The organism is Adhaeribacter terreus (assembly GCF_042657365.1).
Lineage (GTDB): Bacteria > Bacteroidota > Bacteroidia > Cytophagales > Hymenobacteraceae > Adhaeribacter_A > Adhaeribacter_A terreus.
Map to the genome: position 1 here is coordinate 191,873 of NZ_JBHSKT010000001.1, position 20,998 is coordinate 212,870.

20 protein-coding genes are annotated in these 20,998 nt (G+C 46.5%); 9 read left to right on the forward strand and 11 right to left on the reverse strand.

Annotated features, from left to right (window positions below):
- Nucleotides 1–73 precede the first annotated feature (73 nt).
- Together ACFPIB_RS00920 and ACFPIB_RS00925 are read right to left on the reverse strand one after the other, a co-directional pair.
- Nucleotides 74–1,150: a lysylphosphatidylglycerol synthase transmembrane domain-containing protein gene (locus tag ACFPIB_RS00920; protein WP_378015533.1), complete on the reverse strand. Its 1,077-nt coding sequence runs from the start codon at nt 1,148–1,150 to the stop codon at nt 74–76.
- Complete coding sequence (locus ACFPIB_RS00925; RefSeq protein WP_378015534.1) at nt 1,151–1,918, reverse strand: segregation and condensation protein A; 768 nt, start codon at nt 1,916–1,918, stop codon at nt 1,151–1,153.
- Between the two features lie 365 nt (nt 1,919–2,283).
- Here ACFPIB_RS00925 and ACFPIB_RS00930 point away from each other — a divergent pair, with 365 nt between their 5' ends.
- The 4 genes from ACFPIB_RS00930 (at nt 2,284) to ACFPIB_RS00945 (ending at nt 6,431) form a co-directional block, all read left to right on the forward strand.
- Complete coding sequence (locus ACFPIB_RS00930) at nt 2,284–2,640, forward strand: hypothetical protein (protein WP_378015535.1); 357 nt, start codon at nt 2,284–2,286, stop codon at nt 2,638–2,640.
- 305 nt (nt 2,641–2,945) lie between these two features.
- Complete coding sequence (dxs, locus tag ACFPIB_RS00935; protein ID WP_378015536.1) at nt 2,946–4,865, forward strand: 1-deoxy-D-xylulose-5-phosphate synthase; 1,920 nt, start codon at nt 2,946–2,948, stop codon at nt 4,863–4,865.
- Nucleotides 4,866–4,970: 105 nt separating this feature from the next.
- Entirely contained in the window at nt 4,971–5,573 is a 603-nt protein-coding gene (locus ACFPIB_RS00940; RefSeq protein ID WP_378015537.1) for a thioredoxin family protein, read from the forward strand.
- Between the two features lie 96 nt (nt 5,574–5,669).
- Entirely contained in the window at nt 5,670–6,431 is a 762-nt protein-coding gene (locus ACFPIB_RS00945; RefSeq protein WP_378015538.1) for an alpha/beta fold hydrolase, read from the forward strand.
- 65 nt (nt 6,432–6,496) lie between these two features.
- Here the strand turns inward: ACFPIB_RS00945 and ACFPIB_RS00950 are convergent, their stop codons facing one another.
- The 8 genes from ACFPIB_RS00950 to ACFPIB_RS00985 form a co-directional block, all read right to left on the reverse strand.
- On the reverse strand, nt 6,497–7,723 hold the full coding sequence (locus ACFPIB_RS00950) for an acyltransferase family protein (protein ID WP_378015539.1): 1,227 nt from the start codon (nt 7,721–7,723) through the stop codon (nt 6,497–6,499).
- A 103-nt stretch (nt 7,724–7,826) separates the two neighbouring features.
- Nucleotides 7,827–8,558, reverse strand: coding sequence for a hypothetical protein (locus ACFPIB_RS00955; RefSeq protein WP_378015540.1), 732 nt, complete (start codon nt 8,556–8,558; stop codon nt 7,827–7,829).
- 96 nt (nt 8,559–8,654) lie between these two features.
- Nucleotides 8,655–9,221 (reverse strand): TetR/AcrR family transcriptional regulator, encoded by a 567-nt coding sequence (locus tag ACFPIB_RS00960; protein WP_378015541.1) that lies wholly within the window; start codon nt 9,219–9,221, stop codon nt 8,655–8,657.
- A 163-nt stretch (nt 9,222–9,384) separates the two neighbouring features.
- Complete coding sequence (locus ACFPIB_RS00965) at nt 9,385–10,488, reverse strand: MBL fold metallo-hydrolase (RefSeq protein ID WP_378015542.1); 1,104 nt, start codon at nt 10,486–10,488, stop codon at nt 9,385–9,387.
- A 183-nt stretch (nt 10,489–10,671) separates the two neighbouring features.
- On the reverse strand, nt 10,672–11,097 hold the full coding sequence (locus tag ACFPIB_RS00970; RefSeq protein ID WP_378015543.1) for an SRPBCC family protein: 426 nt from the start codon (nt 11,095–11,097) through the stop codon (nt 10,672–10,674).
- Nucleotides 11,098–11,279: 182 nt separating this feature from the next.
- The gene (locus tag ACFPIB_RS00975; protein ID WP_378015544.1) at nt 11,280–11,771 is read right to left on the reverse strand and encodes a tetratricopeptide repeat protein; all 492 of its coding nucleotides are present in this window, start codon (nt 11,769–11,771) and stop codon (nt 11,280–11,282) included.
- Nucleotides 11,772–12,185 (reverse strand): DUF7793 family protein, encoded by a 414-nt coding sequence (locus tag ACFPIB_RS00980; protein WP_378015545.1) that lies wholly within the window; start codon nt 12,183–12,185, stop codon nt 11,772–11,774.
- A 2-nt stretch (nt 12,186–12,187) separates the two neighbouring features.
- Nucleotides 12,188–13,177 carry an aspartate-semialdehyde dehydrogenase gene (locus ACFPIB_RS00985; RefSeq protein ID WP_378015546.1) on the reverse strand — a complete coding sequence of 330 codons (990 nt, stop codon included), beginning with the start codon at nt 13,175–13,177 and terminating at the stop codon, nt 12,188–12,190.
- 80 nt (nt 13,178–13,257) lie between these two features.
- Between ACFPIB_RS00985 and ACFPIB_RS00990 the strand changes: the two genes are divergently transcribed.
- The 5 genes from ACFPIB_RS00990 (at nt 13,258) to ACFPIB_RS01010 (ending at nt 19,376) form a co-directional block, all read left to right on the forward strand.
- Complete coding sequence (locus tag ACFPIB_RS00990) at nt 13,258–16,638, forward strand: lamin tail domain-containing protein (protein ID WP_378015547.1); 3,381 nt, start codon at nt 13,258–13,260, stop codon at nt 16,636–16,638.
- Between the two features lie 172 nt (nt 16,639–16,810).
- Nucleotides 16,811–17,188, forward strand: a complete 378-nt coding sequence (locus ACFPIB_RS00995) for an Ig-like domain-containing protein (RefSeq protein ID WP_378015548.1) — start codon at nt 16,811–16,813, stop codon at nt 17,186–17,188.
- A 158-nt stretch (nt 17,189–17,346) separates the two neighbouring features.
- Nucleotides 17,347–17,886: an RNA polymerase sigma factor gene (locus ACFPIB_RS01000; protein WP_378015549.1), complete on the forward strand. Its 540-nt coding sequence runs from the start codon at nt 17,347–17,349 to the stop codon at nt 17,884–17,886.
- Nucleotides 17,876–18,475 carry a hypothetical protein gene (locus ACFPIB_RS01005; protein WP_378015550.1) on the forward strand — a complete coding sequence of 200 codons (600 nt, stop codon included), beginning with the start codon at nt 17,876–17,878 and terminating at the stop codon, nt 18,473–18,475. The genes ACFPIB_RS01000 and ACFPIB_RS01005 overlap by 11 nt, the downstream gene beginning before the upstream one ends.
- A 133-nt stretch (nt 18,476–18,608) precedes the next feature.
- Nucleotides 18,609–19,376, forward strand: coding sequence for a sulfite exporter TauE/SafE family protein (locus tag ACFPIB_RS01010; protein ID WP_378015551.1), 768 nt, complete (start codon nt 18,609–18,611; stop codon nt 19,374–19,376).
- A 241-nt stretch (nt 19,377–19,617) separates the two neighbouring features.
- Here ACFPIB_RS01010 and ACFPIB_RS01015 read toward each other — a convergent pair whose 3' ends face one another.
- Nucleotides 19,618–20,988 carry a PQQ-dependent sugar dehydrogenase gene (locus tag ACFPIB_RS01015; protein ID WP_378015552.1) on the reverse strand — a complete coding sequence of 457 codons (1,371 nt, stop codon included), beginning with the start codon at nt 20,986–20,988 and terminating at the stop codon, nt 19,618–19,620.
- Nucleotides 20,989–20,998: the final 10 nt, after the last annotated feature.

The following is a 20,998-nucleotide window of genomic DNA, read 5'->3' on the forward strand; positions in this document are numbered from 1 at the left end:
ATAAAATCCTCTTCATAAAAAAAGCTGCTTTGGAGTTATCCAGAGCAGCTTTTTACTTTTTCAGGCTAAAACCCTAGCGTATTTCTACGGTCTGCGCAACGGCGGCTTCGTGCTCTTCGCTGAACACGCGTTTAACCCAGCGCGGCAGGAAGAATGAACCTAAAATCAGATACAGGTAATACGTTACAATGCGGTAAAGCAACACAATAATGGCCGTAAAACCGCCCAGATAACTTCCGAAAAAAGTGGGGAAAGCTACTTCGGCAATACCGGCGCCGCCCGGGGTAACCGCTACCATTAATACTACTTTATACACAAAATTGCGGGCAAAAAGCAGCAAATGGTCGTGGAAATGAATATCGGTGAAAGCGGCAATGAGGCAGTTAATTAAATAGTAACGGGCTGTCCAGACGAAGGCGGTGGAGAGAATTGCTTTTACCCAGTAACCATAACTGTGGCCTTTAATTTCGTGCGAAGCCCAAACGAGTTCGTTGCCGTGGCGGAACGCGCCCGTACGCCAGCGCCGCAGCAAAGGCAAACTGAAAATGCGGATAAGCAAACGTTTTACGCCGTTCGGGTTCACGAAAAGCGCATAGGTCATAATAATGGCGTAGGCTGTAATGAGCAGGTAACTGACCAGCAAGGCAAATTCCAGACCGGAGCTAACCGAAAAATTCAGGCCATCCACATCCGGAAAGATCTGGCCTTTGGCAAAATACAGGATTATAGGCGCTACAATTACAAAATACCAATTGTCGAGCATGGCCGTAACGATAACGTAAGCCAGCGATTTTCCCAGCTTTATGCCTTCTTTATGCAGCAGAAAAGTAGCAATGGTAGAGCCACCTACCACCGAAGGCATTACGCAGGAAGCAAATTCCCAGAGCATGATCACATCTATAGATTGTTTCCAGCTCAGGAAACGGCCGGTAATGTGGCGGATGCGGTACATATACCCAAAATCGCGGACGATGAGGACGGCAAACGTGATGAAGATCCAGTGGAGTTTGGCATCCAGGAGGCGCGAAAAATCCTGCGCGGCCGGGTCGCGATAGATCATATACGCCACCACGGCCAGGCCAATAGCTACCGGAATGGCAATTTTGGCTGGTGTGAAGTGACGTAAAAAACTCTTTTTATTTAAATCCATTTATTCGGGATCAGAATCTGTATTGGTAAGGGTTTCGGGCGAGGCATGGATCTCGAAGTTATTAAAACCTTCGCTTACCTGCACCCAGATCTCATTGAGCTGAATTAACTCCAGAATGGCCAGGAAGTTAAAGATAACGCCAATTTTATCGGGGAAGTCTTTCAGTAACTCGGTGAAATTTACAATGCGCCGTTCGCGGATCTGCGTCTGCACAAAATCGCGTTGCTGCTCAATGGTGTAGGGGTAAGTAAAAACGGTATGTTTCGGGCGGTTCTCTTCTTCCTCAAAACGGTTCATCACCTTCTCGAAAACCCGCATCAGCTTGTATAAACTCAGGTCCTGCATTTCCAGCTCTACCGAAGTTTTTGCCGCCAGGATCTTCATTTCATCTTCCAGGTTGCCGCGTTTTTCCTGTTTCAGGCGGTTCTCTTCCATTTCCGAAAGTTCGGCGAGCACGGCTTTATATTTCTTGTATTCTAAAAGGTGCTGTACCAGTTCCTTGCGGGGGTCAATTTCGTTGCCCTGTTCGTCTTTTTCGGTGCGCGGAATGAGCATTTTGGCCTTGATGCGCATGAGCGTGGCGGCCGTCAGGATAAATTCTGAAGCCACTTCCATGTTCAGGTTTTCGAGCTGCTGCAGATACCCCATAAAATCGTTGGTGATCTTGAAGATCGGAATGTCATGGATGTCCAGTTCATCGCGTTCGATGAAGAACAAAAGCAGGTCGAAAGGACCTTCGAACAAGGGTAATTTTATTTCGAAACTCACGGTTTTGGTATCTGGTAGCAAGTAGCAGGCAGCAGAAATTTTGCTTTCCGGCACTTTTTCGGCTCAAAATCATAGCGTTTTAGCCTGAATTTCAAACCGGAACGTAAAATTACGGAATTTATGTGCGGTACCCAATTTTGTCGGAACTTGGATTCGTCAGATTATTGGATTAATGGCTTTTAGAAAAACATAGTCAGATTTTATATCTTTAATATCTATAGCGAAATCCTGAAAATCTTTAAGATCCTTAAAATGGTGTTCAGACTTTTTCGGGGCAAAACCATACCGTTTTGCTTCCGCTTCGTTTAACCGATATGCAAAACCAAGTATTTAAAAAGCTGCTTCTAAGTTTATTTATTCTCATTTTGAGCATTAGCATAGGCGCTGTGCAAACCGAAGCGCAGAAAGCAAAAAAGCTTAAAATTGAGTTAGGCGAAACGTTCCGAAACGACCAGGTGAAAATTTACCTGGACAAAAAGCTGGTTTACGATAAACGCATTTCAACTTCCGATTCTGCTACCATTGCCGACCTCTTTTATGTGAATAAGCCGAAAAAGCCGTTTACCATTTCCGTAGAAATAAACGGTGTACGGTACGAGAAAAGCAGCCCGAAACAGCAAAAGGAACTGGATGACGAAAATTATTCTCTGCTGATAAATTACAACCGGGAAAACGCCGAAGTTGAAGTTGAAACCCAGTCGCTGATCATTCTTTACGATTAGAAAACGATTTTCTGGTTGTCTGAATTGGGGTTCGCCAGATTTACGGATTATTGGATTTAGAATGCAATCTGATTAATTCACTAATCTGACGAATCCCAATTCAGACAATAATCCATACCATTTTCACTTCATTCCCGTTTAACTTTTCAGGCCCGAAAGCATAGCGTTTTGCGGTGCTTGAAATTCCGGCGGCAGTTTAATTGAAAATTGTGTAATTTTACCAGCTTAATTGCCCGAATAAACAAAAACGGAAGCAAACTTTTTTGCACCGGATTTGTTAAGTTATTGATCAAGAAATTCACCGCATGACGATAGAACCCGGACCCCTGTTAGCGAACATCGATTCGCCGGATGACCTTAAAAAACTGAGCCAGGACCAACTGGTGCAGGTTTGCCAGGAATTACGCCAGTTTATTATCGACAACGTTTCCATTTACGGCGGGCACTTTGGCGCTAGTTTAGGCGTGGTTGAGCTTACCGTTGCATTGCACTATATTTTCAAAACTCCTTACGACCAATTGGTTTGGGATGTGGGCCACCAGGCTTACGGACACAAAATATTAACCGGTCGGAGAGATGTTTTTCATACCAATCGCAAATACAAAGGCCTTTCCGGTTTCCCGAAACGCAAAGAATCTGAGTTCGATACTTTTGGGGTAGGCCATTCTTCTACATCAATTTCCGCAGCGCTGGGTATGGCGGTGGCTTCGCAGTACAAAGGCGAAACTGAAAAGCAGCACATTGCCGTGATCGGCGATGGTTCCATGACGGCGGGAATGGCGTTTGAAGCGCTGAACCATGCGGGCGTAACCAATTCCAATCTGCTGGTAATTCTGAACGACAACTGCATGAGCATCGACCCGAACGTGGGTGCTTTGAAGGAATATTTAACCGATATTACCACTTCGGCTACTTATAATAAAGTGCGGGATGAGATCTGGAATATTCTGGGTAAGATCAGCAAATTCGGTCCGAATGCGCAGCAAATTGCCAGCAAAGTTGAGTCAGGAATTAAAGCTACTTTATTAAAGCAAAGCAATTTATTCGAAAGCCTGAAGTTCCGTTATTTTGGTCCGGTAGATGGCCACGATGTGCTTCATTTAACGTCGGTGCTGAACGATCTTAAGAATATTCCGGGTCCGAAATTGCTGCATTGCGTTACGGTAAAAGGCAAAGGCTATGCGCTGGCGGAAAAAGATCAGACCAAATGGCATTCGCCGGGCTTGTTCGATAAAATTACCGGCGAAATTTATAAAACTGTTTATGAAAAGCCGCAGCCGCCAAAATATCAAGATGTTTTCGGGCATACCATGGTAGAACTGGCCGAGCAGAACGATAAAATTATGGGGATTACTCCGGCCATGCCGAGCGGTTGTTCCTTGAATATCATGATGAAAGCCATGCCGGATCGCGCTTTTGACGTAGGCATTGCCGAGCAGCACGCCGTTACGTTCTCCGCTGGTTTAGCTACACAAGGCCTGGTGCCGTTCTGCAACATTTACTCCAGTTTCATGCAGCGCGCTTACGACCAGGTAATGCACGACGTTTGCCTCCAGAACCTGAACGTAGTTTTCTGCTTAGATCGCGCAGGTTTCGCCGGTGCCGACGGCCCGACGCATCACGGTTCTTACGACATTGCTTACATGCGTTGCCTGCCAAATATGATCGTTTCGGCACCGATGAACGAAGAAGAACTGCGCAATTTGATGTTTACCGCATCGCAGCCGGATATGGGACCTTTCACGATCCGTTACCCGCGCGGCGAAGGTGTGATGCCGGAATGGCGCACGCCGTTGCAAAAGATTGAAGTAGGCAAAGGCCGCGTGATTCAGGAAGGCGAAGAAGTTGCGATTCTGACAATCGGCCACATCGGGAATTACGCCGTGGAAGTTTGCGAAAAATTAGCGTTGGAAGGTCTGAAACCGGGCCACTACGACATGCGTTTTGCCAAACCGATTGACGAAGCTATACTGCACGAGATCATGCGGAGATACGACAAGATCATTACCGTAGAAGATGGTTGCTTGCAGGGTGGTTTTGGTAGTGCGGTTCTGGAATTCCTGGCCGATAATAACTACACCGCCAAAGTACGCCGCTTAGGTATTCCGGATAAATATTTTGAACACGGCAGCCAACTGCAATTGCAGCACGAAGCCGGTTTCGCGCCGCAGGATATTGAGAAAGCAGTACGCGAAATGATGGCGCAACACGTATTGGTGCGTTAAAAACAAGGTAGGGTTTCGGCCTGAAAAAAGTAAAATTTAAACCTCACAGGACATAAAGACTTGTGAGGTTTTTTTTCTTAACAATAAAAAAAAAACGATCATAAAATGGAAACGAATAAAACCTTAAACCTGATCGCGCAGGCGAAAAAATACGCTTATACAGATTATAAAGCTGATACCGAAAAGCAGGTGGAAGAAGGCATGTGCGCTACTCCGGAGTTGCTCGATTACACCAAGCTGAACCTGCAACGCATGAAACGTTTGGATAAAACCGTCGGGCTTGGTACGGAAGTAACAAACGCGCTGGAAAAGCTTACCCGGAAATTAAACTGGGTGGTAATTTCGGAAGGCTGGTGCGGCGATGCGGCGCAGAACGTACCGGTAATTGCGAAAATTGCGGAAACATCGAACGGTAAAATTAACCTGGAATTTGTGCTCCGCGACCAGAACCTGGAACTGATGGATCTTTATTTAACCAACGGCGGCCGCTCCATTCCCAAACTGATCTGCCTGGATGCGGAAAGGCAACAGGAATTAGGAATCTGGGGACCAAGGCCGGCAGCAGCACAGGAACTATTTTTGCGGTTAAAGCAGGAAGGTGTGCCGAAAGAGGAATTTATTGCTGCGGTGCATAACTGGTACACTGCCGATAAAACGCAGAGTCTGCAGCAGGAATTAGCGCAATTACTGGAACAGTGGCAAGGGTAAGCTTCCGCGAAACTAAACTGGTATTTAAACCTCATAAGTCTCTAAGACCTGTGAGGTTTTTTTTCGTATTTTCGCTGGCAACCTAACCCGAAAACTATGACTGCCAAACCCGCCGAAAACACCCTTGTATTCCTGCACGGCTTCTGCGAAAACAAAGAACTCTGGAACGAACTGATCAGCAAATTGCCGGATAAGTTTCATTGCGTGGCGTTAGATCTGCCGGGTTTCGGGGAAAATAAAGCAACCCTGGAAGAACATACGATTGATGGCATGGCAGAGGCGGTGCATGATGAAATGAAGCGACTACACATTAAAAAATGCATTCTGGTGGGGCATTCGCTGGGTGGTTACGTGAGCCTGGCTTTTGCGGAAAAATACCCGAAAATGCTGCAGGGTTTGTGTTTATTCCATTCCAGCGCCCTGGCCGATACCGATGAGAAAAAAGAAGCCCGCAACAAGACCATCGAGTTTGTGAAAAAGCATGGCGTGGATCTGTTTATGGATTCTTTTGTAGCTCCGTTGTTTGCGCCGGAAAACCGCGAAAAATGTAAAAACGCTATCGAAAAGCTGAAAAAAGTCGGGAAGGCTACACCACAGGAAAGTATTATTAAAACCCTGCGGGCCATGCGCGACCGCAAGAAACGCCTGAAAGTTTTGAAAGAAGCTGCGTTCCCGGTTATGTTTATTGCCGGCAAAGAAGATGGCGCGGTGCCTTTGGAAGCAACTTTGGAACAATGCCATTTACCGAACAACAGCACCACCGTTTTCCTGGGCGGAACCGCGCATATGGGCATGTTCGAACGGCCTTACGAAACCCGGAAATCGCTGGAAAAATTTGCGGAACTAGTTTTTGGGTAAGGAAAGTCTGATCTAATTGCTTTGAGTTTTTCGGGTCAAAACCCTACCGTTTTGGGCTACTGAAATTAAACGAGTTCGGTTGGTTTTGTAACTTTTGCGCTTATTTTGCTTCGGTTTAACCGAATCTTTTTTGCCAGGTCAATAGCGGGTTTCTCAATAAACCGGAAGCCTAGGTAGCTGAGAACGATAAGAACCGGGGTGATCGCAAAGATCAAAACTGAAAACCGGGAAGGTTCTAACGTGCGGGCGCTTTCAATGCCGATACCAAAATAAACTACTGAAAAAATAAGGATGCCGTGCAGCAAATACGTGCTGTAGCAAACATGGCCTAAGAACTTTAAGGTCGCATTTCGAAGCAAGCCAAAAAGATCATTTCCCGCCGCGATCAACAGGAAGATTAAGATGATCAGCATTTTACAGAAAAGCTCGTCGGGGGTTTTAAACTGCGGAATGGCTAAAAAGCTTACCAGAATTACAAGGCTTCCGAATATGTTGTCGGTTTTTGACCTAATTGGAAAGTGCCTGACCAGGAAAGCTACTAATATTCCTCCCGCGAACGACAGATAATCAGCATAATGTTTCAGGCCGTGATATTTATAAAAGATCAGGATGAAAACTGTACCAAAAAGCAGGTAAAAACCCGAAGGTTTCTTTTTCAGAATAAAGAGCGCAATTAGCGGCAGGCTGAAATAAAAAAGCCATTCAAAACGGAGCGTCCAGGTTATTTTAGCGTTGATCAGGTTGGCCAGCGGATGCTTGTTCAAAACGGTTTCGCCCGGAATTTCGAAAGCAGCGAGCCGGAAAACGGAAACCAACCATTCTGAAAAACTGCCATTTAATTGCCAGTTGCTCAAGACCATTACAAAAATAATGATCACGGCCAGCGCGGCATAATACAAGGGTACCAACCGTAAAAACCGCGAAATAAAGAAGTCAGGCCAATTGAACGTTCCTTTTTGAGCATGCAGCAGCTTGGAGGTAAACAGAAAAGCGGAGATCATGAAGAAAAGCGCAACGCTGGTCTGTCCGAAATGATTGAACAGGTTAGATTTGGTAAGTGTCCAGGTGCCGGTTTGCAGATATTGGTGCCAGATGCTGGCGTGGTGAATAAAAACGCTGATGCCTAATAAACCTCTTAACCCATCGATGGATTCGTAGCGGCTTAGCTGTGAAGTGACTGCGGGTTTTAAGGTTCTGTTAATAGCGAACCCGGTTAAAAAAGCCAGCAGAAAAATAATAAGTGCGAATAAAGGATTTAACGGATCAATCATATTCGCTGTAATTGTGGTCATCGGGTACTTTTCTGTCGGCGCTTGAATTAGGCAGCAAAATACAAGATAAAACTTTTACGCAGGTTTGAAAAGCAAAATTAATCCACTAGAATATCGCATCGCTTTATTGATCTGTGCTGGAAATAGCAGCCGAATGTTTAAGCGGATCGAAAGGCGTGAAGTAGGCCTGGCCAAAAACAAGAAGGCCGTGCTGCGGGATCCAGAAATCCTGCAAATGCGTTTGTTGCGGCAAAATTGCAGGAACGCCCAGATCGTGGCCGGCAATGGTAGCGTGGCTTTCTTTTATAGCCCACATAATTTTAGGGTTTGCCTTGAAATGTTGACCGTTGGGAACTGTGCCCGTTAAATTAACTTTCTGTAAACCCAAAACAGTACCGGCTACTTTCCCCATCAGTTTTAGAATACTGTCACTTTTCCAGGCCTGTGCAGGCAGCAAACTACCGAGCGCGTTCATTGCAATGGTTACCGGCGTGGCCTGCACGTTTACGAACCAGGTTAGTCCGACGCTTTCAATATTCACCTCAAAGCTGTAATCATCCTGCCAGTTAAGAATTACGGGCGTTTTGTAAGTGTGAGCAGCTTTTTTGCCGAAGTAGCGGGTGCAGGAATAATGGGGATCTGTATCGGCGTAAAAGCTCCAGCTTTGGTTTGGCAAACGGTGCCAGACAGACGTATAACCTGCACCAACCGACGATGCCGGAAACCTGCGCAGCGCCAGCACATGGCCGGAGGAAAACGGTAAACCCATCACCCCAAAACCGTTAAACCGTTCTTCGGAGCCTGTGGGAAGTGATCTTTCAGCTTCCAGTTTCTGTGCCAGCGCTCGTGGTGTCATAGCTGCCTTTTTTATTGTTCACGTTACGATGTTTTGTTTACGTGGGCGGTTGGGAAAGGAGAATTGATTAATGCTTCATGTTTGATATTTTTTTAATTAGCCTTTCGAAATCCCTTTCCAAAAAATTGCGAAAGCCTGATCGATTATTTCCTGCCTGTTTTCGAGGTTCAGATTTTGGGTTAAAAACCCTACCGTTGCGTTAAGCTGCCCGCTGAAAAGATTGATAAAAAGGTTGCAGTTTATGGGTTCAATACTTCCGGCTTTTATGGCTTCCTCTACCAGATCCTGGGTAAACTGAAACGTGGAAGCTGCTTCTTCTTTGGTCAGGTTGGAAATGAAAGGCGAATTGCTGTACATGTTGAAGAAACGGAAGTGATACGGATTATCCAGCGCCCAATCGATAGCCTTTTGCCAGAAATGCTGCAGCTTATTTTCTATGGTCGTTTCAGCTTCCAGGTCCTGCTGAAAGTAAGCTGCCAATTCCGTTTTCGCTTCTTTGTAAAGGGCGTTTATCAGTTCGTCTTTGCTTTTGAAATACAGAAACAATGTTCCCGTAGCCACCCCGGCTTCTTTCGAAATATTGGCCGTAGAAGTATTCTGAAAGCCGTTTTCGCAAAATAATTTCAGGGCTGCCGCTATAATGCTATCTCGTTTCCCGGACATAAGTTTCTGGTATTAATTACAGTTCTTTTTGCGTGCAAATCCTTCCCTACCCCTTCCAAAAGGGACTTAATCGGATTAATTAGCTACTTATAAAACACGCATTTTGTGATTGTCCCCCTTTGGAGGGGCAAGGGGGAGGAAAACATTAGCTGATCAACTTTTTTTACAACTTCCACCATTGCTTATCCGGGTATTGCTGATCCAGAATAATTGGTTCGCCAATAATGGGAGTGGTAATTTTTACCTGGTTTTCGGCGGCGGCTTTTACCACGCGGTGCAGCGGTTCGTCCCAATCGTGGAGCGCCAGCGCGAATTTACCTAAATGTACCGGGAACAGGACTTTAGCATGCAGGTCTTGCGCGGCTTGTACGGTTTGCTCGGGCATCATGTGGATGTAAGGCCAGTTTTTGTTGTATTGTCCGGTTTCTAAAATGGCAATATCCATAGGGCCGAATTTCTCGCTGATGGCTTTAAAATGAGAATCGTAACCGGAATCGCCGCCGATGTAAATTTTGTGCTCCGGCGTTTCCAGCACGTACGAGGCCCAAAGCGATTTTCCGCGTGACAAACCTCTGCCGGAAAAATGGCGCGCCGGCGTGGCTGTTAGTTTCAGGTTTTCGAAACTTGTAGCTTCCCACCAGTCCAGTTCCGTAATTTTATCTTCGGCAATTCCCCAGTTTTCTAAGTGCGCGCCCACACCCAACGGCACGTAAAAATGTTTAACTCTATCTTTTAAAGCGGTAATGGTCTGATGGTCGAGGTGGTCGTAATGGTCGTGGGAAATTACCAGCATATCAATTTCCGGCAGGTCTTTTACCGCGTAATTGTTGGCGCCTTTAAATGCCTTTACCATAAACGAAAACGGCGCGGCGTAGCCACTGAAAACCGGATCGACGAGAATGTTTTTGCCGTTGGTTTTGATGAGATAAGACGAATGCCCGAACCAGAAAATGGTAGGCTTTTCGGTCGAAAAAGTCTTCAGGTCAGATTTTACGTGCGGAATGGAATCGGCAGGCTGCGTGCTTTTAGATTTGTTAAAGAAGTCGTACATCATACCGAAAAAAGAAGCTTCTTCGGCCTGCACCGGCGTTTCAGATAAATTCTGGAACGATCCGTTTCTGTAGTTCGGCGATTGTTGGATGCGTTCCAGGCGTTTGCCTTTCGGGGTTTTGCCAAAAGGGCCTTGTTGCATGGCCATAAAACCAGTCATAGATAAAAGGCTGGCAATAATAAGTGCGGTGATCATAATGTGCTTCAGGAGTTTCATTCGTTGCTGTTAGCCTTTATACTGAAATGACTAATCAGTCAGTAAAGGTATGAACCGGTAATGAGGGCCGCAAGTTCCGCAAACCGGTTTGCCGCCAGAAGCAGGAATTAACCGGTTGAAAAAACAAAAATGCCAGGTAAAGAGAAGCTTGGCATTTTTTGAATTATCTGCAAATGAAAGAGATTAATTCGCTTCCGTGTATTTTTTAAAGTTATCTAGAATTGCCTGCCAGCCACCGCGCTGCATTTCTACGGGGTTCGAATTTTCAGCATCGAACGTTTCGGTTACTTTAGTTTCGGAGCCATTGCCAGAGAACGTTACTTTTACTTTCCGGCCGTCTTCCATGGAGTAAGCAATTAATTCGTTGGGTTTCACTTCGTCGTAAACGCCGTTAAAATCGAAGCCCATGCTGCCGTCTCTCGCTTCCATTCTGGACATAAACTTGCCGCCGGTACGCAGGTCGTTTTCAGCTTTCGGGGTGTGCCAGTCTTCGGAAGCGCTGTTCCATTTGGTAATGTGTTCGGGAGAAGTCCAAAGCTGCCATACTTTTTCTACGGGTGCTTTAATGGTCGTTTCTACGGTAACGCTGGTTTTTTCCTGGTTTGTCATGCGGTTAGAAATTAAAGTTTAAGATAAATATCTACTTTCGCTTACAGGTAAAGATAAATGAATCTGCTTAAAAACGGAATTATAGGAAGTGCGGGTTTTTCCGGTGAAAAGCATAGCGTTTCTGCAATAAAAAAAACGCCGGAGGTAACCACCCGGCGTTTATAAATCAATTTTCAATGCACTTATTCAGCTTCTTCTTTTCCAGCCGCGTTCATCATATTCAAACCAGCTTTGGCAATGGCGCTGTCCGGAAATTCTTTTAAAGCCTGTTCGTAATACGCTTTCGCCTGTGCGCCATTACCAAGTTGTGAGTAGCAATAAGCAATGTTTACCAAAGCCATTTCTTTGTAAGAAATACGCGAGGAACTCAATAAAAATATAGCGCGGAAGCGATCAAGCCAAGGCTTTTCCTGAAAATAGGCGTAGCTGCTTTCGAAGTAGGGAATAGCATGTTCAAAGTCGTTCCTTTTTATGAACATCATGCCGTACCGGTGGTATTTGGCAAGAAAAAACCGCAGGAAATATACCAGAACCAGATACGCGGCAATTGCCATTAAGCTTGGGGCGCCAACCTGCAGAAACTGAAACAGAAATACCATGGCAACAAACACGCAAAGCTGAAACGCCAGCGCCAGCCAGTTGATCTGCCGGATGATAGGAGTGCCTGATGCCATTTAGTGAAGCGTTGGTTGTGGTAAAAATTGTTTCAGCCAGGCCGTAGCTTCTTTTTCGCTGGTAAAGTTCTTCATAGGAATTGGCGATGGCTTAAATTTGAACAGGATCTTCATGATAAAACTGGCAAGCCCTGGCTCCGAAACCATGGCCATGGCCGAATAAATTTCCGGCAGTTTTTCGGTGGAAAGCTTGCGGGTTGCTTTATCCGGCACCGGCGAATTTTTCAGGTAAATTAATAACGGAACCGGCTGGTTGTTTGTAATGCGTTTTACAAAAGCCACGTTGCCGGAAATATTGGCTACCGTTCGTTTAATGCTTTTGGAAAGCGAAACCAGAATGCCGTTATCGTCGAACCAATACGTAGCTATTTCACCTTCAAAAGTGGGCCGGTCGGTAGGGATTTGCACGTCCATTTTTAAACGAGCCTGTTAGCCACCAGGTACTCCGCGATCTGCACGGCATTGGTGGCAGCGCCTTTGCGTAAATTATCGGCCACGATCCACATGTTCAGGGTTTTAGGCTGGGTTTCGTCTAAACGCACGCGGCCAACCAGAACGTCGTCTTTCTGGTGCGCATCTTTTGGCATCGGGTATTGCAGGTTTTTCACGTCGTCCACTACTTTTACGCCTTCGGTCTCGTGCAGCAAACGGTATACTTCTTCCAACGAAAAGTCGTTTTCAAATTCCACATTCACGCTTTCGGAGTGGCCACCCATAACCGGAATGCGTACCGCCGTAGCCGTAACCTGAATGGAATTATCGCCCATGATCTTCTTTGTTTCGTTCACCATTTTCATTTCTTCCTTGGTGTAACCATTGTCTTCGAACACATCTATCTGAGGAATTACGTTCAGGTCTATCGGGTAAGCGTACGCCATTTCGCCTGGCTGGCCGGCACGTTCGTTCATCATCTGGTCAACGGCTTTTTTACCGGTTCCGGTTACCGACTGGTAGGTGCTCACCACAATGCGCTTCATTTTAAAAGCCTCGTGCAGTTTGTGCAGCGCCAATACCATCTGGATCGTTGAGCAGTTCGGGTTGGCAATAATTTTATCGGCTTTGGTCAGTTCTTTCGCGTTTATTTCCGGTACCACCAGTTTTTTGGCAGGGTCCATGCGCCAGGCCGAAGAATTATCGATCACAAACGAGCCTGCTTCGGCAAATTTCGGCGCCATTTCTTTGGAAATACTGCCACCAGCCGAGAAAATAGCGATCTCAGGTTTGGCAGCAATGGCATCGGCCATGGAAACCACCTTATAAGGCTTGCCTTTGAAAGTGATGATATTTCCTACGGAACGTTCTGAAGCTACCGGTAACAATTCGGTAACCGGGAAATTGCGTTCTTCCAATACTTTCAACATTTCGGTGCCTACCAAACCTGTGGCGCCCACTACGGCTATTTTCATTTTATTTACGTACGCTGTTAAATTAAATTTGCTTATCCTTCTAGTTAAGAACCAAATACAAATTTAAGCACAAATCCTGAATGAGAAGACTTTTACTTTTTCTGTTGATTTGCCTACCATTTTACACGCCGGCGCAGCTGCTCGAAACATTCTCCGACGGCAATTTTACCACAAATCCAACCTGGAGCGGCGATGTGAATTTGTTTACCGTAAACGCTGTGAATCAGCTCCAAAGCAATGGTCCGGCGGCTACGGCAACGGGTTATTTAGCCACGCCTTCGCAAGTAAATATCGGGGCCGAATGGGAGTTTTGGGTGAACCTGAAATTTGCCACTTCTTCCGGCAACCTGGCAGAAGTTTATTTGATGAGCGATGTACCGAATCTAGCCGGCAGCCTGAACGGTTATTTTGTACGCATCGGCGATACGCAGGACGAAGTGAGTTTGTACCGCAAAACCGGCACCACCGCCACCAAAATTATAGACGGCACTGATGGCACCATTTCCAGCACGACCAATAACCTGGTGAAAGTTAAAGTGAGCCGCAGCGTTGCTAATTTGTGGACGCTGGAAATGGATGTAACCGGCACCGGCAATAGTTATGTTTCCCAGGGAACAGCTACCGATGCCACGCACCAGCGTTCGGATTTTTTCGGGGTTTTTATGCGATATACATCGGCTAACAGCACCAAATTTTATTTCGACGATCTTAGAATTACTGATCTCACGCCGCCGGCTTTGGTTTCTGCTACGTTAATTTCCGGCACGCAACTCGATCTGCTTTTTAATGAACCGGTAAGCCTGGCCACCGCACAAAATGTAGCCAATTATGCTCTTTCGGGCGGAGCAGGAAATCCGGTTTCAGCGGTGCTCGATGGGCAAAATCCGGCGTTGGTACATTTAACTTTTGGCAGCACTTTTTCGGGCGGAAACCATAGCGTTTCTATTAGCAATCTGGCCGATCTTTACGGAAATATTGCGCCGGTTTTAACCGCGAATTTCAGTTTTACGCCGCCGGTCATTACTGATTTTCACGATGTGCGGATCAACGAATTTATGGCCGATTTTAGCCCTGCGTTAAGTTTGCCAGCTACCGAATTTGTGGAGCTTTACAATCGCAGCAACAAAACCTTTAATTTGCAAAACTGGAAACTCACCGATGCATCGGGCGTGCTGGCAACATTACCGGCTTTTAGTTTTGCGCCCGGTACTTATGTAATTCTCTGCGCCCGCACCGATACCAGCTTGTTCAAACCTTTCGGAAGCGTGCTGGGCTTACCGAATTTTCCTTCGCTCAACGATTCCGGCGACAATATAAAACTGCTGGATAATACCGGAAAACTGATCGATAAAGTGAGCTACACGAATGCCTGGTACAACGACCCGACAAAAGCATCGGGCGGTTTCACGCTGGAGTTGAAAAACCCGGCTGCGGATTGTCCTGCGCCGGAAAACTGGGCAGCTTCCAACGATGTTTCCGGCGGCACGCCCGGCCGGCAGAATTCCGTTTTCAATACCACTCCGGACACGCAAATCCCAACGCTTTTAACCGTAGAAACGCTATCGAATTCCGCCCTAAAACTCACTTTCTCCGAAACCATGGATAGCCTGAGTTTAGCGAATGCAAACTATACCGTTTCTGGTGGAATTTCAATTGTTTCAAAAGTAGTTTCAGCCGGAAATTTTAAAGAAATAACGCTGAATTTTAGCCCGAATCTGGTTTTAGGAACTACTTATAATTTAACCGTTTCCGGCGCTGCTGATTGTGCGGGGAACGTAATGCAAACGGCAAACCAGAGCTTTGGAATTGGCGCGAAACCGGGTTTTAACCAGGTAATTATTACCGAAATTATGGCCGATGAAAGTCCGGTTGTGAATGCGCCAAACCCTTTGCCGGGCTTCGAGTATCTGGAGATCTTCAACCCGACCAACCAAACGCTCGATCTGAAAGGCATGAAACTTTCGGATGGAGGCACACCGGCGATTTTTCCAGCGGTTACATTGGCGCCCGGCGAGTATGCGATCCTGGTTCCGACTTCGCGCGTTGCCGCTTTTCAGCCTTTTGGGAAAACCATTGGGCTCAGTAATTTTCCTTCTTTTGCCAATGCCGGCGAAACCCTTAGTTTAAGAACTGAAACCGGCGTCCTGATCTTCAGCATAACGTATTCCGATACCTGGTACAAAGACAGCAATAAAAAAGAAGGCGGCTGGAGTCTGGAAATGATCGATGTAACCAACCCTTGTGGCGGCATGGATAACTGGACGGCTTCAGTTGCTCCGAACGGAGGCACGCCCGACCAGGAAAATTCGGTGAAGGCCAGCCGGCCCGATAATACGGCGCCAAAACTGATACGCGCCCAAGCCATTTCAGCCACCAAAACGGTACTGTTTTTCGATGAAAAACTCGATAGCTTAAGCGCAACGCAGGCAACGTATCAGGTAAAAAATGGTCCGGCGGTTGCGGCAGTTTCTATAGTTGGTGCGGAATTTAATGCGGTGGAAATTACGTTGGCGCAGCCATTAACGGCCAACCAGGTTTTTACGGTAGAAGTGCGCAACGTGCGCGATTGCAACGGAAATTTAGCTTCGGTTTTAACGGCCACTTTTGCGTTGCCGGTTCCGGGACTGAAAGGCGATGTGGTGATCAACGAAATATTGTTCAACCCGCGGCCGAACGGCGTGGATTTTGTGGAACTGGTAAACCGCAGCAGCAAGTACATCGATTTGAAAAACTGGCAGCTGGCGAACCTGCAAAATGATACGGTTTCGAGCCGGAAAACTATTGCTGTAAATTACCTGCTTGCGCCGCAGCAAATTGTGGCCATCACCACGCGCCCGGATATTGTAATGGCTCAATACCCAACGCACGATCCGAACGCTTTTCTGCAGATTTCTTCCTTGCCTTCTTATAATGATAAAGACGGCACCGTGCTTTTGCTGAACCCGAAGAATGAAATTGCCGATAGTCTTACCTACAACGAGAAAATGCACTTCGAACTTCTGGACGATAAAGAAGGCGTTTCTTTGGAAAGGATCAGGATAGACGGGCCAACTGAAAAAAGTAATTTCCATTCGGCGGCTTCTACAGTGGGTTATGCTACGCCGGGAAAACCAAATTCGCAGGTGCAGGAAAATGTGCAGGTTGATTCCGGACTTACCATCGAACCAAAAGCCTTCAGCCCCGATGGCGACGGTTATAAAGATTTTGCGACCTTCAATTTCAATGCTTCGCGCAATGGCCAGGTGGCCAGCATTACTATTTACGACAGCCAGGGCCGCGAAATAAAAAAGCTGGCGCGGAACGCTTTACTGGCCGCCGGAAATTTCTTTCAGTGGGATGGCACTACCAACGAAGGTAGAAAAGCGCCGGTGGGTTATTACCTGGTTTTGGTAGAGCTCTTTGACATGCGCGGGAAGCAGCAATCTTTTAAAGAAACGGTAGCCATTGGCGCCAGATTCTGAAACTGAAAAAAGCCCGCTTTGCATTTTCCTTTACTTTTTATGCCCGAAACCCTACCGTTTTTTCAGACCGGTCTGCTTTCTTAAAAAAACTTTTCCGGCTCAGGCAACCGTTTGCGCCAAGTGCGTGTCTACCCATTCGAAGGCCTTCAGTACTTCTAAACAGATGCTGAAAATGAAAGATTTGATCAAAATATTAATCCTGATCGGGTTGTTGATAATTGCCGCGCTGCAAGCCTGCGATTTCAACATGGAGGGAGAAGAAGTAATTTCGCCCGCAAAATTTACCGCGGAAACCAAATTGGAAAACGATTATTTGCGAACGCATATAAACCAGTCGCTGCCGCTGAACGTGCTTGCCAACGATGCAAAACTGCCGAACAGCACGCTGGTTTTCAGTGAACCGGAAAACGGCACAATCCAGATAGATTCGATGGCAGGAGGGTTTTTATACGTGCCGGCCAAAGATTTTAAAGGCAAAGAAATATTCAAATACCGCGTGTGCGGCGCCGGGCCTTGTGAGTATGCTACGGTAGAAATTATGGTATTTTAAAAGCAACGAAAGGTTGGCAAAGCAGGGAAATAAATACTTTACGGAAATAAAACCGTAGCCGAAGCGTTTATTTATCAGATATTTGGAAAAATAAGGCGGGTTTCCGCGGCTAAGTGAAAGAAAGTACTTAACTTAAAGCAGACAAAATTTTGGCTTACTTGGAAGAGGCAATAATTGAAGGATGTAAACGCGAAGAACCTGCGTTCCAGGAGCTGCTTTATAAAAAGTATGCTTCCCGGATGATGGCCGTATGCACGCGCTACGCGAAAACGCGTTTCGAGGCGGAAGACGTTTTTCATGATGCTTTCGTAAAAGTTTTCAAGAATATTCAGACCTACCAGAGCGGCTCTTTTGAAGGCTGGATGAAGCGTATTTTTGTGAACACCGCCATTAATAATTACCGCAAAAACCTGAAGCACTACGGCCACGACGAATTCGGCGAAGTGCACGATTTCAGCCCCGAGACCGACAGCGTTATCAGCGGCATTACTACCCAGGAACTACTCGATATTGTGAACCAATTGCCGGAAGGCTATCGTTTGGTATTCAATATGTTTGCCGTGGAAGGCTATACGCACAAAGAGATAGGCGAATTGCTCGGCATTGCCGAAGGCACTTCCAAATCGCAGCTGGCCAAGGCCAAACAAATGTTAAAGAAATTACTCAGCACTTATTCATTGCCTCAATATGCCAACTAAACAAGCGTTCGAAGAACAATTCCGCGAGCGGTTCGAAACCCTGGAAGAAGCGCCGCCGGCCTTCGCCTGGAATAAGATCCGCCAGGAAATAACGCCGCCGGCAGCTGTAAAACCAGAAGCAAAACCGGTAAAATTCAAATGGCTGATGCCCGGATCGGTTATTGCGGTTATTTCAGTAGCGTTGCTTTTTCTGTTGAAATACAACAAAGCCATAGAAAACCAGCAAATTTCGCACGCAAAAGAATATGCGCTGCAGGCCGAAGCCGAAGAACTACAGGAACCAATCACGGAAATTGCCCCGGTTGTTCCGCAGCCTGAAGTGAAAGCTGCCGAAAAACCTGCGTTCAAAGCCTATCAGGCAAAAGCTGGAAAAGTAACACAACCGGCAACTGATTTTGTGAAAAAACGCTATCTGAATGGGGGCGAAAAGTCGGCAGAAACGGAAATTTTAAAAGCGGAAGCCCCGAAGAAAAAACTGAATGCTACCAAAGTGGTTTACGTGGTAACCGTCGATCCGAAATCGGCTTCCGTAGAGAAATTTTCTACCTCTGTACCAGATTCGGCTGCTGCAGCAGGCACAGCTAATTAACCTAAGAAACCATTACCCGAACGGGTTGCTGCTCTTTGTTAATATACGAAGAACGGCAACCCGTTTTTGTTTTCCTGAAACCTGAACTCCGGCCGCAAATGCTTATGAGAATTAGTTACCTTTGCCCGCTTTTATGGAAATAGTTTACCTCTGTTTTTTCGCTTTTCTGGCTGGGTTTATAGATTCTGTGGTGGGCGGCGGCGGCCTGATCCAGTTACCCGCTTTGCTGGTTTTTCTGCCGCATACGCCGGTGCCGGTTCTGCTTGGAACTGGAAAACTGGTGGGCATAACCGGCACGGCTTCTTCGTTGCTGCGTTATTCCCGCGACGTAAAAATTAACTGGCGCAGCCTGATGCCGGCCGCGATTACGGCTTTCATTTTTTCATTCCTCGGCGCCCGCGCTATAAGCCATTTGCCCGTAGAAGCATTGCGGCCCATGGTACTTTTTCTGCTCATAGCCGTAGCGTTTTATACTTTCCTGAAAAAAGATCTCGGTTCGTTGCACGCGCCGCGGCTTACGGTTTCTAAAGAACGCTGGTACGCAATTTTAACCGGCATTGCCATTGGCTTTTACGACGGATTTTTCGGGCCCGGAACCGGTAGTTTTCTAATTTTTATATTCATCGGTATTTTCGGTTTCAGCTTCGTTTCTGCCTCGGCTTCGGCTAAAGTTGTAAACCTGGCAACTAATTTATCGGCGCTGGGTTATTTTGTCTGGAAAGGTTACGTGCTCTACCAGATTGCTTTGCCTATGGCGGCTTGTAATATGCTGGGTTCGGTGGCAGGTACGCAATTAGCTTTAAAACAGGGAAGTGGTTTTGTGAGGCGCTTGTTTCTGGTAGTGGTAACGGCTATAATTCTGAAGTTCGCCTACGATACTTTTCTGAAAGGAAGTTTGTAAACGTTTTGCTTTTTCGGTGCCATTCAAATTTTAGTTTCTCGCTTCCGATTCATTCAGAAGTAAATTTTTTCAAGTATCTATTCGTCTGGCTTTACTGTCTTCCTGTCTCAGAGTTTTTTGGCCCGAAACCATACCGTTTTCAGGTTTTCGCAAATGTCTTAAAGGGAATTTTTGGGGTTTCGTTTTTGAGTTTTGTAAGCTATTCCGATACCGTTTTTTCTGTTACTGAATCTGGTAACGTTTACTCGATCACGACTTTCTGCAGCGCTTTTCCAACCCGAATGAGATACAAACCAGCCGCCATTCTTTCAGTGCTGATCTCAAGTTTCAGGTCGGCAAGCAGGTTATGCTCCTGTATTTTTTTTCCGGAAAGTGAAAGTAGCTGCACTTTATTGCTTCGGAGTTCCGGCGCGAAATTCAGGTAGAGCTTTTTGTTTTCCGAATCACGGAAGACCGTGAAGCTGGCAGTTTTTGGAGCGTCTTTTTTAATGCCGGTTAGTTGGTAAGCAAGGTTTTCGAGTACAAGAATGCGGTCATCGGTAGCGGCGGGACTTCCGCGGCCATCTTTGTTGCTGGTACCAATATATACTTTACCGTCCGGCGAAACGCAGATAGACCGCAACCGGCCATATGCTTTATCCAGAAAAATTGCCTGGGAAGTTACGGCCGTGCCGGTGGAATTCAGTTGCAATTGTACCAGTTTCCGATCTTTTAAAGTTGTCATCAGCACAGAATTTTGCCAGGCAGGGATTGCCGCGTGGTTGTAAAAAGCAATGCCAGCCACCGCTAAAGTTGGGGTCCAGGCGGCCAGCGGTTCGCGTACGTTATTAGTTGCGCAGAAAGTTTGCTCGGTGGTGGTATTGCAGAAGCCTTCCAAGTTGGGCCAGCCGTAATTGCGGTTCGGTTCTATTATGTTGAATTCGTCGTCGGAGCCGGGGCCGTGTTCGGAACTGTAAATTTTGCTGTTGCCATAAGTCAAACCCTGCGGATTGCGGTGCCCGAAACTATACACATAACTCCCCGCAACCGGGTTATTGGCCGGCACCGAACCATCCAGGTTCAGGCGCAGCACTTTTCCGTTCAGACTGTTCAGGTTCTGGGCAAGACTGGTATTGCCAGCGTCGCCGGTAGTAAATAAAAGGGTTTGGTCTGGCAGAATAAGCAGGCGGGCACCGTCGTGAATAGCAGCCGCTACAATATTATCGAGCAGTACCTGCGGAGAAGCTAAAGCCGTGCCGTTATAAGTATAGCGGACCAGTTTTTCGGTTGGCGTGCCGTTTTTCGAATAAGTATAAGCTACAAATACGTGCGGATGCTGCGAAAAATCAGGATGAAGTGCCATGCCCAAAAGCCCGCTTTCGCCGTTTTGCAATACATCGGGAATAGTAACTAAAGCCGAAACCTGGCCGTTGGCAGGGTTCACCCGGCTGATGCGGCCGTAGCGTTCCGTCATCCAGATAAAATTATCGGGTCCCCAGACCAATTCCCAGGGAACTTCGAGGCTATGCGTTAAAGTACGGGGCGTAACCATAACCGAACCAACCGGAAACTGCGCCTGGCAACAAATAATGAAACTGTAAAAAAGAGTAAGAAGCGTGAGTATTTTTTTCATGCGGTTTAGT

Coding starts and splice junctions, on each gene's coding strand:
- ACFPIB_RS00920 (WP_378015533.1), bottom strand. CDS start 1,150: ATGGATTTAAATAAAAAGAGTTTTTTACGTCACTTCACACCAGCCAAA.
- dxs (WP_378015536.1), top strand. CDS start 2,946: ATGACGATAGAACCCGGACCCCTGTTAGCGAACATCGATTCGCCGGAT.
- ACFPIB_RS00940 (WP_378015537.1), top strand. CDS start 4,971: ATGGAAACGAATAAAACCTTAAACCTGATCGCGCAGGCGAAAAAATAC.
- ACFPIB_RS00945 (WP_378015538.1), top strand. CDS start 5,670: ATGACTGCCAAACCCGCCGAAAACACCCTTGTATTCCTGCACGGCTTC.
- ACFPIB_RS00950 (WP_378015539.1), bottom strand. CDS start 7,723: ATGACCACAATTACAGCGAATATGATTGATCCGTTAAATCCTTTATTC.
- ACFPIB_RS00955 (WP_378015540.1), bottom strand. CDS start 8,558: ATGACACCACGAGCGCTGGCACAGAAACTGGAAGCTGAAAGATCACTT.
- ACFPIB_RS00960 (WP_378015541.1), bottom strand. CDS start 9,221: ATGTCCGGGAAACGAGATAGCATTATAGCGGCAGCCCTGAAATTATTT.
- ACFPIB_RS00965 (WP_378015542.1), bottom strand. CDS start 10,488: ATGAAACTCCTGAAGCACATTATGATCACCGCACTTATTATTGCCAGC.
- ACFPIB_RS00970 (WP_378015543.1), bottom strand. CDS start 11,097: ATGACAAACCAGGAAAAAACCAGCGTTACCGTAGAAACGACCATTAAA.
- ACFPIB_RS00975 (WP_378015544.1), bottom strand. CDS start 11,771: ATGGCATCAGGCACTCCTATCATCCGGCAGATCAACTGGCTGGCGCTG.
- ACFPIB_RS00980 (WP_378015545.1), bottom strand. CDS start 12,185: ATGGACGTGCAAATCCCTACCGACCGGCCCACTTTTGAAGGTGAAATA.
- ACFPIB_RS00985 (WP_378015546.1), bottom strand. CDS start 13,177: ATGAAAATAGCCGTAGTGGGCGCCACAGGTTTGGTAGGCACCGAAATG.
- ACFPIB_RS00990 (WP_378015547.1), top strand. CDS start 13,258: ATGAGAAGACTTTTACTTTTTCTGTTGATTTGCCTACCATTTTACACG.
- ACFPIB_RS00995 (WP_378015548.1), top strand. CDS start 16,811: ATGAAAGATTTGATCAAAATATTAATCCTGATCGGGTTGTTGATAATT.
- ACFPIB_RS01005 (WP_378015550.1), top strand. CDS start 17,876: ATGCCAACTAAACAAGCGTTCGAAGAACAATTCCGCGAGCGGTTCGAA.
- ACFPIB_RS01010 (WP_378015551.1), top strand. CDS start 18,609: ATGGAAATAGTTTACCTCTGTTTTTTCGCTTTTCTGGCTGGGTTTATA.
- ACFPIB_RS01015 (WP_378015552.1), bottom strand. CDS start 20,988: ATGAAAAAAATACTCACGCTTCTTACTCTTTTTTACAGTTTCATTATT.